We start from the raw sequence: 12,786 nt of genomic DNA on the forward strand, positions 1-12,786 counted from the left end.
TGCTCAACGCGCGAGCCTGCATTTAGGCTGACAAACGGCACAATGCCTTTCACTCCCGGGCAGGAAAGAACCATCCTGCTCCCCCCTTCCTTACCCGCAGAATGACATGGCGAAACTCAACGATATCCAACTCCTGCGTACCACCTTCCTGCGCGGCCCCAGTGTCTGGACCTATAGGCCCGTGCTCGAGGTGTGGCTGGATCTGGGTGAACTCGAAGAATATCCGTCCAACAAGATTCCCGGCCTCAACGAACGCCTGACCCGCTGGCTGCCCGACCTGATCGAGCACACCTGCGGCGTCGGCGAGCGCGGCGGCTTCATTCAGCGGCTCGAAGGGGGCACCTGGATGGGCCATGTGCTCGAGCATGTGGTCATCGAGCTGCTGAACCTCGCCGGCCTGCCCGCCGAATTCGGCCAGACACGCGAAATCTCCAAGCGTGGCGTGTACCGCATGGTATTTCGCTGCCCCGAGGAAGCCGTGGCCCGCGTGGCGCTCGAAATGGGCCACAAGCTGCTGATGGCCGCGATCAACGACCAGCCGTTCGATCTCAAGCCCGCGATCCACGCGATCAAGACCGCAATCAACGACCGCTACCTCGGGCCCTCGACCGGCTGCATCGTCGACGCCGCGAGCGAGCGTCGCATTCCGCATATCCGTCTCAACGACGGCAACCTGGTGCAGCTCGGCTACGGCGCGGCCCAGCGCCGCATCTGGACCGCAGAGTCCGACCAGACCAGCGCGATCGCCGAAGGCATTGCCCAGGACAAGGACTTCACCAAGCGCCTGCTCGCGGCCTGCGGCGTGCCCGTGCCCGAAGGCCAGGTGGTCAACAGCCCCGAGGAAGCCTGGGAAGTCGCGCAGGACATCGGCACGCCGGTCACCGTCAAGCCGTCCGACGGCAACCACGCGCGTGGCGTGACGCTGGAGCTTTACGCGGAAAACGATATCAAGGCCGCGTTCGCGCTGGCCCGGCCCGAAGGCTCGGACGTGATCGTCGAGAAGTTCATCGATGGCGTAGAGCACCGCATTCTGGTCGTCGGCGGCAAGGTGGCCGCCGCGACCAAGGGCGAGACCGTGAGCGTCTACGGCAACGGCACGGCGACGCTCGGTGAGCTGGTCGAAGTGCTCAACCAGGACCCGCGCCGCGGCCCCGAGCAGGAGTTCCCGCTCGACTGGATCAACCTGCAGGCCGGCGCCGTGAAGCTCGAGCTCAACCGCCAGAACGTCACGCCCGATTCCATCATTCCCAAGGGCCAGGCCGTGCTGCTGCAGCGCAACGGCAACATGGCGATCGACTGCACCGACGACGTGCATCCGGACGTGGCGTACTACGCGACGCTGGCCGCGAAGATCGTCGGGCTCGACATCGCGGGCATGGACATGATCCTCAAGGACGTTTCCCAGCCCATGCAGGGTCAGGGCGCCATCCTCGAAGTCAACGCCGGCCCGGGCCTGCTGATGCACCTCAAGCCCACCAACGGCGCGCCGCGCCCCGTGGGCATGGCGATTGCCGACCACCTGTTCCCGCGCACAGAGGAAGACCGCGATGCAGGCCGCATTCCCCTCGTGGGCATCGTCGGCACGCGCGAGAACGCGTTCATCGCACGTCTCGTGGGCTGGCTGCTGCAGCTGTCGGGCAAGCGCACCGGCGTGGCCAGCAGCGAAGGCATGTTCCTCGCCAACCGCCGCACGCAAAAAACCGATACCGCCAACTGGGCGGGCGCGCACCGCCTGCTCACAAACCGCCTGGCCGAAGCCGCGGTGATCCAGACCACGCCGCGCTCCATTCTGGAAGAAGGCCTGGCCTATGACCGCTGCCTGATCGGCGTGGTCACCGACATGGACGGCTACGCAACGCTGGCCGACCACGACGTGCTCGAGGCCGGCCAGATGCGCCGCGTGATCCGCACCCAGATCGACGTGGTGCTGACCCACGGCGCGGGCGTGCTCAATGCCGACCTGCCCGAAGTCGCCGATCTGGCCGAGCTCAGCGACGGCGAAGTGATTCTGTACACGCTGGACGCGGCCAACCCCGTGGTCGCGGCCCACCGCCAGGACAACGAAGGCGGCCGCGCCGTGCTCGTCAAGGACAGCAATGTGGTGCTGGCCACGGGGGCGCAGGAGCGCGTGCTGGGCACGCTGGCCGCGCTTTCGCTGCCCGGTGGCAAGCGCCCCGACACGCCGGCGCTGCTGGCCGCGATCGCCGCGGCCTGGGCGCTCGATATCTCGCCCGATCTGATCGGCGCCGGTATCAAGACCTTCGAATACAGCAACTGATTTCACGCAAACCACGACGACATGCATGCCGGCTGGCCCCACGCCAGTCCGCCATCTGAAAGAACCCACTATGCAGATCACCCGCATCCGCGCCTTGCGTGGCCCGAATCTCTGGACCCGCAGCACCGCCATCGAAGCCATCGTGCAGTGCGAAGACAACGAGCAGTGCTACACCGCCATTGCCGGCTTCGAGGAAAAGCTGCGCGCGCGCTTCCCCAACATCGCGCCGCTGCAGCCCCATGGCGCAGCCCAGCGCCTGTCGCTGGCCCATGTGCTCGAAGTCGCGGCGCTGTCGCTACAGGCCCGGGCCGGCTGCCCCGTGACGTTCAGCCGCACCCAGGAAACCCTGGAGCAAGGCACGTTCCAGGTGGTGGTCGAGTACACCGAGGAAACCGTTGGCAAGCGGGCCATGGAAAGGGCGCTGGAACTGGTGCAGGCCGCGCTCGGCGACACCGCTTTCGACGCCGAAGCCGCGATCATCGCCTTGCGCGAACTCAATGAAGAAGAGCGCATCGGCCCCTCCACCGGCGCCATCGTCGACGCGGCCGTGGCGCGCGGCATTCCGTTTCGCCGCCTGACTTCGGGCTCGCTGGTGCAACTGGGCTGGGGCGCGAAAGCGCGCCGCATCCAGGCCGCCGAGCTCGACAACACCAGCGCCGTCGCCGAATCCATCGCCCAGGACAAGGACCTGACCAAGCGCCTGCTGCACTCGGCCGGCGTGCCCGTGCCGCTGGGCCGCCCGGTCGAGACGGTCGATGAAGCCTGGGAAGTCGCGCTCGAAGTCGGCCTGCCGGTCGTGGTCAAGCCCCAGGACGGCAACCAGGGCAAGGGCGTGACGGTCAACCTGACCGAACGCGGCCAGTTCGAATCCGCCTACGCCTCGGCCGCGAAGTACGGCACGGTGATGGTCGAGCGCTTCCTGCCCGGCCATGACTTCCGCCTGCTGGTCGTCGGCGACCAGCTCGTCGCCGCCGCGCGCCGCGAGCCGCCCCAGGTGCTCGGCGACGGCCAGCACACGATCCGCCAGTTGGTCGACACCGTCAACCTGGACCCGCGCCGCGGCTCGGGCCATGGCACGGCGCTGACCAAGATCCGCCTCGACGACATCGCCGTCGCGCATATCGCGGCCGAAGGCCTGACGCCCGAGTCCGTGCCCGCCCAGGGCCAGCGCGTGGTGCTGCGCAACAACGCCAATCTGTCGACCGGCGGCAGCGCGACCGACGTGACCGATGACGTGCACCCCGAGATCGCGGCGCGCGCCGTCGAGGCCGCGCAGACCATAGGCCTGCACATCTGCGGCGTCGATGTGGTCTGCGAAACCATGCTGCGCCCGCTCGAGGAGCAAAACGGCGGCGTGGTCGAAGTCAACGCCGCGCCCGGCCTGCGCATGCACCTCGCACCCTCGTTCGGCAAGCCGCGCAACGTCGGCGTGCCCATGGTCGACCAGCTGTTCGCCCATGGCCAGGACGGCCGCATTCCCCTGATCGCCGTGACCGGCACCAACGGCAAGACCACGACGGCGCGCATCATCGGCCACCTGTTCACGGCCCATGGCCTGCGCGTGGGCATGACCAACACCGATGGCGTCTACGTCAACGGCCGCCAGATCGACAGCGGCGACTGCTCGGGCCCGCGCAGCGCGCGCAATGTGCTGGCCCACCCCGAAGTCGACGCCGCCGTGCTCGAATGCGCGCGCGGCGGCATCCTGCGCGAAGGCCTGGGCTTTGACCACTGCCAGGTCGCCGTGGTGACCAACGTCGGCGAAGGCGACCACCTGGGCCTGAACTTCATCACCACCGTCGAAGACCTGGCCGTGCTCAAGCGCGTGATCGTGCAAAACGTCACGCCCACGGGCTACGCCGTGCTCAACGCCATCGACCCGCATGTCGCGGCCATGGCCAGCGTCTGCCCCGGCAAGATCATCTACTTCGCGGCCGACCGCCACCACCCGGTGATGGCCACGCACCGCGCCCAGGGCAACCGCGTGGTCTACGTCGACGGCGATGCGATCGTCGCCGCCGAAGGCTCGTGGCGCGAAACCATTTTGCTGCGCGACGTGCCGATCACGCGCGCCGGCAGCATAGGCTTCCAGGTCGAGAACGTGATGGCGGCCACGGCCGCGGCCTGGGGCGCTCAGCTTCCCTGGGAAACCATACGCCGCGGCCTGTCGGGCTTCGTCAACGACAGCGACAACGCGCCCGGCCGCTTCAACGTCATGGACTACCGCGGCGCGACCATCATCGCCGACTACGGCCACAACCCGGACGCGATGCGCGCGCTGGTCCAGGCCGTCGAAGCCATGCCCGCGAAGAAGCGCAGCGTGGTCATCAGCGGCGCGGGCGACCGCCGCGACCAGGACATCAGCGAGCAGACCAAGATCCTGGGCCATGCGTTCGACGATGTGGTGCTCTACCAGGACGCATGCCAGCGCGGCCGCGAGAACGGCGAAGTGCTGCGCCTGCTGCAGCAGGGCCTGGCCGGTGCGAGCCGCACCAGCTATGTGACCGAAATCCAGGGCGAGTTCGTGGCCATAGACCACGCGCTCGCGCGCCTGCAGCCCGGCGACCTGTGCCTAGTGCTGATCGACCAGGTCGAGCTCGCGCTGGCCCATCTGCAAAAGCATGTAGCCGAAGCGGATCTGAAAAGCACCCCCTGAGCCGCTGGCACGGCTTGAGTGCCTTGCATAGCTCAGATGGTACAAACTGGGGGGCCCATCGCTCCCCTTTTTCATTCAGCCCCCATGCCCCATAAAACGCTCAAAGCCCTGCTGATTCTTGCCCTGGCGGGCTGCGGCGCCGCCCAGACCGAAACCATTGGCTCGGTCGATACCGTGTTCAAGCTGCTGGGCCCGGACCACAAGATCGTGGTCGATGCCTATGACGATCCCAAGGTGCCTGGCGTGACCTGCTATGTCTCGCGCGCCAAGACCGGCGGCATCAAGGGCGGGCTGGGCCTGGCCGAAGACCGCGCCGAAGCATCGATCAGCTGCCACCAGACCGGCCCGATCCAGATCACCGAACCGCTGCGCCAGCAGGAAGAGGTCTACAGCGAACGCGCCTCGCTGCTGTTCAAGCGCCTGCGCGTGGTGCGCATGCTCGACGTGCCGCGCAACACGCTGGTCTACATGACCTATTCCGACCGCGTGATCGAAGGTTCGCCGCAAAACAGCGTCACGGCCGTGCCCGTGCCGCGCGCCACGCCTATCCCGGTGAAGAAATAGCCGCCCAAGGACGACTCCGGCCTACAGGCTGCGCGCGGCAGCCGGCCTAGCATGGGGACTTGCTCCCCGCGCAAAGGATAAAACCATGGCCAAGCCCCAGACTCCCGAGAAGTCCTCCACGCCCACAGCGACCATCGACACACCGCGCAGCGTCGACACCACAGAGCGCGAAGACGGCGACCCGAGCAAAGCGCCCAAGCTGCCGCACGAGCGCGACGAATCGGTCGACATGACCCATGGCGCGCCCAGCGAAAAGATGCGCCAGGCCCATGCCGATATCGCCAGCGGCCAGCAGGACACCGACGCGCGCAATACCGAGGCGCGCCGGCTGGACCCCAAGAACAATCCGCGGGCTTCTTGATGCTTCGTGCCGCAAAAAGCCTCGGTGGATAATTTGACGCCCTGCGTTCACCCTTCGACAAGCTCAGGGCGAACGGATGTCGCCACTACCGTTCGCCCTGAGCCTGCCTGCGCGGCCCGGTCGAAGGGCGTTTCAGGGCGCTGCGTTCGATAGCCTTCTCGATTAAGCAATCAACACCAACCCCTGCGGCAAGCTCTCCCCGAAACTGCGGCGCTGCTCGGCCGCGTCAAGCTCGACCACGCTGGTCACCATCGCCTGCCAGTTCTCCGGCGCGCGCTGCTGCGCCAGCCGCGCGATGACCGGCGCGCGCTGGGCATCGCTCAGGTCACGGGCGCGGTCGCCGGTCATGCGCGCCATCTGCACGGCGGCGAACATCGCGCTGTCGTTGTGGCGCCAGTCCTGGGCCAGCACGGCTTCGAGGAACGGATCGAGCTGCTCGGGCGGAATGACCTGGTGCGCGCCCGCGGGGCTCAGCGGCACGCGGCTGCACAGCCGCCCCAGTGCCCACCAGGTCTGCTCAGATTCCCCGGGCTTGCGCAATCGGTCCAGCATCCACTGCCCCATCTCCAGCCGGTAGGCCCAGGGTACGTTCTCGAGCACGGCGAACAGCCGCACCATGTCGTCGTAGCTGCCCATGGCCGACGCCTTGCCCTGCGCGCGCTGCCCGGCCTGCTGCATATGGCCGGCGACGTCCTCGAGCAATTGCATCTGCCGGGCTTCGCTCAGGCCCGCGGCCGCGCGCCGCCAGAAGATCCACCATTCGGCCCAGTTGCCGCTGTCGTGCTGGTGGGCGATGCCCTGGTCGTGCAGTGCCCAGACCTGGGCCATGCGCCAGTCGTCGAGTTGCGCGCCCACGCCGGGGCGCAGGCAGTAACCCGCGAGGTTGAGCCAACTGCGCTCGTGCTCGGGCGTGCGCCGCCTGCGCCGTGCGCGCGCCAGCAGTGCGTCGAACAGCGTGCGCAGCAGCGCGAGATCCCAGCTTTCGCGCGCACCCAATGTCTTCTCGAGCGCCGTGCGCAACTGCCGCACTTCCTTGGTGGCCACGCTCTGGTCCTGGCTGCCGAACACGCGCTCGATCTGCGCGATCGCACGGGCCAGCTCGGCATTGGCCGCGGTCGTATCCGCCATTGCCGCTTCATCGGTTTCACCGCGAACAGCGAATATCAACGGCCAGGTCTGCGCCGGGTCCTGCGCGGCCACGCATTGCACCTCGAGCGTGCCGACTTCGGTCATCGTGGCCTGCAGCATGACTTCGACCTGGGCGCGTTCGCGGCCCGGCGGCGCGGGCAGCACGGCGGTGAGGGGCGGCAGGTGCACCAGTTCCTCGGCCGCAAGATCACGCACCGCGCCGGCCGCCACCTGGCCCGGTGCGGTCGAGGCCAGCAGGTGAAAGCGCACGGCCTGTCCGAGGCGCAGCGAGAAGCGCTGCCCGTCCAGGCGCTGGGCCACGCCTTCCTCGCTGCCCTGGGGCAGTATGCAGATCGCGCGCAGCGCGCTGTCGCCGGCGTCAAGCCGCAGGAAATAGCTGCGCGCCGAACCGCCGCCAATGCGCAGACCGCGCGGCGCAGCAGGTGCATGGGAAGGCTGGCCGCGCTGGGCGCGCTCCAGGCCATAGGCGACGGCGCCGCGCGCCACGGCCCAGTCGGGGTGGGCATTGACCAGCACGCGCAGCGGCGCGCCGCGCCACTGCACGAGCTGATCGACCACGCGCTGCGCAATGGCGGGGCTATGGAACACGCCGCCATTGAACAGCACGCTGTCGGGCATACCTTGCGGGCCCAGCAACTCGGCATGGGCGCTGAGAAAAGCCGCGAGATGGCGCGTGATCGCCGCGTCAAAGGGATAAGGCAGGCCCCAGGCCAGCAGGCCCGACTGGCGTTGCTGCGGGCGCGCATCGGCACGCTGCAGCGGGAAAAATCCTTCAAGCAATCGCTCGCGCACTGTCTCGCGTCGTAGCTCAACCGAGCGCGCGCCGCCCATCAGTTGCGCGCCGCTGCCCAGCAGCGTGACCGTGACGGCTTCGGGCGCATCGGGCGCCAGCAACTGCTCCTTGGCGACGCGGCAGCGCTGCACCAGCTGCGCAAAGCGCGCGGCCGACAGCCGTAGCTGGGGCGCGGCCATTGCGGCTTCGAGGCCGTGGGCCAGCGCCAGATCCATGTTGTCGCCGCCCAGCATCAGGTGCGCGCCCACGCCGCGGCGCGTGAGTTCGGGCAGGCCGTCGGTAGACTTCACTTGCACCAGGCTCAGATCGGTCGTGCCGCCGCCGATATCGACGACCAGCAGCCATTCGGTGCCCTGCAAGGCCTGGCCCACCTGCGCCGACTGCATCAGCAGCCAGTCGTGCAGCGCGGCCTGGGGTTCCTCGAGCAGGCGCAGCGGCGGCAGTCCGGCGAGCTGCGCGGCTTCGAGCGTCAGCGCGCGCGCGCCTTCGTCAAACGACGCGGGCACGGTGAGCACCAGTTCCTGCTGCGCAAGCGGCGCATCGGGAAACTGCGCGTCCCAGGCCGCGCGCAGATGGGCCAGATAGCCCGCGCTGGCCTGCAACGGCGAAATCTTCTGCACGCCCTCGGGCGCGCCCCAGGGCAGGATGGGTGCCGAGCGGTCCACGCCCGCATGCGACAGCCAGCTCTTGGCGCTGCTCACCAGCCGGCCCGGCACCTGCGCGCCCAGGTCCTGGGCATAGCGCCCGAGCAGCGCCGGCGCCGCCTCGCTGGCGAACAGCGGCGGCCAGGGCTGCTGCCAGGTCGCGGGCGCGAGCTCGCCATCGCCCGCCTGGTAGCGCAACGAAGGCAGCAGCGGCCCCGCCGCGATCTCGGCTGCGGACACGCGCTGCGCGATCGGCAGCAGCGCGACCGGGGCACTGCCATCGGCGGGCGCATAGGCCAGCAGCGTATGGCTGGTGCCCAGGTCAATGCCGACGATATACGCGGCTGCGGACTGGGTCAATGCGCCCTCCCTTTTCAGACGGTGGCGCTGTCAGCGCGCACGTCGAACTCCACCTTCCAGCGCTCGTCGCTGCCCAGCGGAACGGCATGCAATTCGAGCGTGCCGATATCGGTCACGCTCGCATGCAGGCGCACGGCAACGATTTCACCGGGTGCGCGGCCCTGGGCCGGCAGCAGGATTTCAATCTCCTGCAGCTCGACCAGTTCCTCGGGGCCCCAGAACTCGAGCAGGCTGCCGACCTGATCATTGCGCCGTGTCGACGAGCCGAAAAAGCGCAGCCGCACGGGCTCGCCCACGACCAGGCCGAACTCCTGGGCATCAAGGGTCACTTCCGTGCCCTCCTCCATGCCGAATGGCGCGAGGCACAGCGCCGACAGCGGCGGCTCCATGCCGGGAATCGCCGGCATGTTGGACTCCACGCCCACGTAGTACGACTGCGCCGCGCCGCCGCGGATGCGCACGCCGCGGCCGCGCCGCACATAGCCGAAATAGGCCGCGCCGCGCGCCACGGCCAGGTCCAGATCGGCACCGCCCAGCAGCCGCGCGGGCGCCGCGCCTTCGGCCGCGAGCCAGCCGTTGAGCACCGTGAGCAGGCGCTCGGCGATCAGGCCCGACTTGAGCACGCCGCCGTTGAACAGTACGGCAGAGGGGTGGAGGAAGCTCGCGCCTTCGGGCTGCGTGCCCTGCAAGCCTGCCATGGCTTCGGTCGCGCCGGCCTGGCGCGACAGGAAGGCCGCAAGGTGGCGCGTGACAGCGGCGTCCTGCGCATAGGGCAGGCCCAGCTGGGTCAGCGCGGCGCGTGCGCGCGTGAGCGGCTTGTCGCCCACGGCCACCTGCGGGAAGAAGCCGTCGACCAGGATCTGCGTGAGTTCGGCGCGCGTGACTTCGGTGCGCACCGAGCCGCCGATGAGCTTGGAGCCGCGGCTGGGAACGACCACGGGAACGCTTTCAAGCGAGGCATCGCCGAGCAGCGCCTCCTTGGCCGCGCGGCAGGCATGGGCCAGCGCGCGCGTCTGCCAGGCATCGAGCTGGCGGCCTTCGGCCGCGAGCTTGCGCGCCACGCCATAGGCCAGCGCCAGATCCATATTGTCGCCGCCGAGCAAGATGTGTTCGCCCACGGCAACGCGCTGCAGGCTCAGTTCGCCCGCGTTCTCGAGCACCGCCATCAGCGACAGATCGGTGGTGCCGCCGCCGACGTCGACCACCAGGATCACGTCGCCGGGCCGGACCTGCTTGCGCCAGTCGCCGGCGCTGCCCTGGATCCAGCTGTAGAGCGCGGCTTGCGGCTCCTCGAGCAGCGTCAGCTGCTGAAAGCCCGCGGCGCGCGCGGCTTCGGCCGTGAGTTCGCGCGCAGCCGGGTCGAACGAGGCGGGAATCGTCACCGTGATGTCCTGGGCGTCGAATGGCGCTTCGGGGTGCGCCTGCTCCCAGGCCCAGCGCAGGTGCGACAGATAGCGGATGGACGCGGTGAGCGGCGAGATGCGCTGCACTTCGGCGGGCGCGTCGGCCGGCAGCAGCGGCGCGCGCCGGTCCACGCCCGGATGGCACAGCCAGCTCTTGGCGCTGCTCACCAGCCGGATGGGCGTGGCCGCGCCGCGCGTGCGCGCGAGCTCACCCACGGCGAAATCCTGCTGCGCGCCCCAGGGCAGCGCGAGGTCGCCAGGCGCGAGTTCGCTTTCATGCGGCAGGTAGAGAAACGAGGGCAGCAGCGGCCTGGCTTCGACGGCCGCGGGGCCGGTCAGTTGGGGAATGGCTAGCACGCCATGCACCACCTGGTCGCCATCGCTGGCCTGCTGGTCGACCCAGGACAGCGCGCAGTGCGTGGTACCCAGGTCGATGCCTATGCTGTAGCGCGAGCCGCTCACAGTTCCACCTCGGCCTGGGCAATCACGCTGGCCGCCTTGGCGTCGGTGAGCTGGGGCAGGCGCGTGGCGCTCACGCGCCAGCCGCGGTGGCCCAGCGTGCCGGTGAACGGCGCCTGGCCGACGACATTGCCCGTGAGGCGCACGGCCGCCGCGTCAAAGCCCGCGGCCAGCGTCACGCGGCTGCCTTCGGCTTCGCTGCGCACCGGCTCGAGCGTGAAATGCTCGGCCAGCACCTTGCGGCAGCCCGCATGCACCACGCGGGTCGCGGCGCCGATGTCGGCATCGCTGTAGCCCGTGGTGTCCTCCTGCACGAAATCGACGAAGCGCGCTTCGCGCTGCAGCAGGCCCAGCAGTTGCAGCGCGCTGGTTTCGGCGGCCACGGAGGGAGCGACGGGCGCGGGTGCGGCGACCGGGGCCGGCGCCGGCCTATCGGCCGCGAACGCTTCGCCGCCGCGCAGGCGGGCAACATTGGCCGCGAAACGCGCGTCGCCCAGGATCGCGAAGAAACTGCTCACGGCAAGCGCAACGCGCGACAGGAAGGAGGGAGGAGTGGAGTTCATGTTCAGGTCTGCCATCATCAACGCGGTCGGCGCGCGCACGGGCCGGTCAACCGGCCCGCTGTGCACAACGCCTGACCGCAGGCGCACGGGGCCCGGGGGCCACGGCATGAAAAGGGAGGGTCATGTTAACGAATCCGTGCACGGGCGCGGCTTGCGATGCCACGTGACGGAGCCGTCTATAGGTTTTTACATTCATGCGCGCCGGGCCCAGGGGCGCACGGGAAATGCATGCGATGCGATAATGCGGCCCAATCCGATTGCCGTTCATTCCCATGCCCACCGCCTTCCCTTCGCTCGCTGACCAGGCCCTGCCTGTGGCGCAGCGCTGCGCGGCGGCAGGCGCATCGGCGCCCGGCGCATCAACGCCCGGACACACCGGCGTTCCCACAGCCTTCATCAGCCTTTGCGGCTTTACGGCCCTGCTTTCCGCCGCCGTGCGGAAAGTCCAGGCCACGGCACAGGCCGCCTGACTTCCCGCACGGCCCCACAGGGGCTTGCGCTGCAAGCTCCTTTGCATGGAGCACGCCAGGATTGTTGAAAACCACCCGGGTTCTTTCCTGGCTGCACGTTGGCGCAGCGCTGCACGCACTGCGCGCCACTGTTTGCGGACCGTCATGGAATTCTCCAAAGATTTTCTCAAAGCCAAGAGCCCCTGCGCCGCAGGGTTTCGCTGGTTCATTCGCCACCAGCACGAGGGCCGCGACTACCAGTTGCTGCTCGACAACCTGGTGCGCGACGGGCGCATAGAAGACGCCTGCTGGCTGCTGTCGCAGTTCGGCGCCACCGATGCCGAACTGCACCTCGATCACCTGGAAGCCGAGGCCCTGGTGTTCGCGGGCAGCGTCATCGTCCATGGCGACGTGCGCGTCGCGGGCGTGCTGCGCGTGGGCCGCAGCCTGCAGGTGGGCGCGGGCATACGCGCCGCGCGGCTCGAAGCGGGCGAAGACATCCTGAGCGGCGGCGCGATCTTCTGCGGCGGCGCGCTGCAGGCCGGCGGCACCGTCAAGGCCGCGTGGAGCATAGAGACCCAGGGCGGCCTGGCCTGTGAGAAGCTGCGCACGGGCTGGGGCCTGGACTGCCAGGGCGATCTGACGCTGAGCGGCGAGGGCCAGATCGGCCAGGAGCTGCTGGTCGCGGGCGACATCCGCTGCGCCAAGAGCCTGCGCAGCGGCGGCGCGCTGACCGCGCTGGGCAATATCCACGCGAGCCATGGCATAGACGCCGGCGGCGACGTGCACTGCGGCAAGCACCTGCAGGCCGACTGGGGCATTCGCGCGCGCGGCGCCATCGTCGCCGCGGGCGCGATCAAGGCCGGTGAAACGCTGCAGGCGCAAGGCGACATCTGCGCCGGCCCGGGCTACGGCGTGTATGCGGGCCTGAGCGTGCAGATGGACGCCTGGGAAGACTGCGCGACGGTGCGCGCGGCGCGCAAACCCGAAGGACTGGTCAGCGGCTGCTGGCAGGCACAGGGCGCGGACCGGGCCGTGGCCTGAATGCAAGCCGGGTCCCGGCGCTGGCGCGCTGCCGGGGCCTGGGCCTCGCTCCCGGGCAGCCCA

General features: G+C 69.2%; 8 protein-coding genes. 5 read left to right on the forward strand and 3 right to left on the reverse strand.

Annotated elements, in window-relative coordinates:
- Positions 1-106 precede the first annotated feature (106 nt).
- The 4 genes from cphA (GVL12_RS01700) to GVL12_RS01715 all read left to right on the forward strand — a co-directional run bounded on the left by cphA (GVL12_RS01700) (position 107) and on the right by GVL12_RS01715 (position 5,859).
- A complete protein-coding gene (gene cphA / locus GVL12_RS01700) occupies positions 107-2,278 on the forward strand; it encodes a cyanophycin synthetase (protein ID WP_159910897.1) in 2,172 nt (723 codons plus the stop codon).
- A 70-nt stretch (positions 2,279-2,348) separates the two neighbouring features.
- Complete coding sequence (cphA, locus tag GVL12_RS01705) at positions 2,349-4,934, forward strand: cyanophycin synthetase (protein WP_159910898.1); 2,586 nt, start codon at positions 2,349-2,351, stop codon at positions 4,932-4,934.
- An 84-nt stretch (positions 4,935-5,018) separates the two neighbouring features.
- Positions 5,019-5,498 carry a CreA family protein gene (locus GVL12_RS01710; protein ID WP_159910899.1) on the forward strand — a complete coding sequence of 160 codons (480 nt, stop codon included), beginning with the start codon at positions 5,019-5,021 and terminating at the stop codon, positions 5,496-5,498.
- Between the two features lie 85 nt (positions 5,499-5,583).
- The gene (locus GVL12_RS01715; protein ID WP_159910900.1) at positions 5,584-5,859 is read left to right on the forward strand and encodes a hypothetical protein; all 276 of its coding nucleotides are present in this window, start codon (positions 5,584-5,586) and stop codon (positions 5,857-5,859) included.
- Between the two features lie 162 nt (positions 5,860-6,021).
- On the opposite strand, the gene GVL12_RS01720 is transcribed toward GVL12_RS01715, so the two are convergent.
- The 3 genes from GVL12_RS01720 to GVL12_RS01730 are packed head-to-tail and all read right to left on the reverse strand — an operon-like array spanning position 6,022 to position 11,230.
- Positions 6,022-8,805, reverse strand: coding sequence for an Hsp70 family protein (locus GVL12_RS01720; protein WP_159910901.1), 2,784 nt, complete (start codon positions 8,803-8,805; stop codon positions 6,022-6,024).
- 14 nt (positions 8,806-8,819) lie between these two features.
- Positions 8,820-10,670 (reverse strand): Hsp70 family protein, encoded by a 1,851-nt coding sequence (locus GVL12_RS01725; RefSeq protein WP_159910902.1) that lies wholly within the window; start codon positions 10,668-10,670, stop codon positions 8,820-8,822.
- Positions 10,667-11,230, reverse strand: coding sequence for a DUF2760 domain-containing protein (locus tag GVL12_RS01730; protein ID WP_159910903.1), 564 nt, complete (start codon positions 11,228-11,230; stop codon positions 10,667-10,669). Before GVL12_RS01730 ends, GVL12_RS01725 begins: the two co-directional genes overlap by 4 nt.
- Before the next feature lie 614 nt (positions 11,231-11,844).
- Here GVL12_RS01730 and GVL12_RS01740 point away from each other — a divergent pair.
- On the forward strand, positions 11,845-12,723 hold the full coding sequence (locus GVL12_RS01740; RefSeq protein WP_159910905.1) for a hypothetical protein: 879 nt from the start codon (positions 11,845-11,847) through the stop codon (positions 12,721-12,723).
- The last annotated feature ends 63 nt before the right edge of the window (positions 12,724-12,786 follow it).

The organism is Pantoea sp. 18069, assembly GCF_902706035.1.
Lineage (GTDB): Bacteria > Pseudomonadota > Gammaproteobacteria > Burkholderiales > Burkholderiaceae_C > Comamonas.

Excerpts from the sequence above, each read along its gene's own strand:
- GVL12_RS01710 (WP_159910899.1), top strand. The coding sequence starts at position 5,019 with ATGCCCCATAAAACGCTCAAAGCCCTGCTGATTCTTGCCCTGGCGGGC.
- GVL12_RS01740 (WP_159910905.1), top strand. The coding sequence starts at position 11,845 with ATGGAATTCTCCAAAGATTTTCTCAAAGCCAAGAGCCCCTGCGCCGCA.
- cphA (WP_159910897.1), top strand. The coding sequence starts at position 107 with ATGGCGAAACTCAACGATATCCAACTCCTGCGTACCACCTTCCTGCGC.
- cphA (WP_159910898.1), top strand. The coding sequence starts at position 2,349 with ATGCAGATCACCCGCATCCGCGCCTTGCGTGGCCCGAATCTCTGGACC.
- GVL12_RS01715 (WP_159910900.1), top strand. The coding sequence starts at position 5,584 with ATGGCCAAGCCCCAGACTCCCGAGAAGTCCTCCACGCCCACAGCGACC.
- GVL12_RS01730 (WP_159910903.1), bottom strand. The coding sequence starts at position 11,230 with ATGAACTCCACTCCTCCCTCCTTCCTGTCGCGCGTTGCGCTTGCCGTG.